This is a genomic window from Neisseria sp. HMSC065C04, assembly GCF_001815375.1.
GTDB classification, from domain to species: domain Bacteria; phylum Pseudomonadota; class Gammaproteobacteria; order Burkholderiales; family Neisseriaceae; genus Neisseria; species Neisseria flavescens_D.
Genome location: NZ_KV820410.1, coordinates 1 through 203, shown reverse-complemented (window position 1 = coordinate 203; position 203 = coordinate 1). Strand labels below are relative to the sequence as shown.

At 56.2% G+C, this 203-nt stretch carries 1 protein-coding gene; it reads right to left on the bottom strand.

Features of this window, described 5'->3' with window-relative positions:
* A partial coding sequence (locus HMPREF3022_RS11700) for a hypothetical protein (RefSeq protein ID WP_168166412.1) occupies positions 1-203 on the bottom strand: 203 nt, incomplete at both ends.

Here is a 203-nt window from a genome sequence, read left to right as displayed (position 1 = left end):
GGCCAGTTTCAGCTGTGCGCCACCGGCTACGGTTTCGCTGATGATGTTGCTGTCGCCTTTGACATTGATGGTGTCGCCCAACGCGTAGTTGTTGCTGCCGGTGGTACCGCCGAAGTTGATGCCTTTGGCGATATTGGCGGCGTTGTTGGCGACGTTTTGGTTGGTCGCAAACAGTTGGCTGCCGTTAACGGCATCTTTGCTGT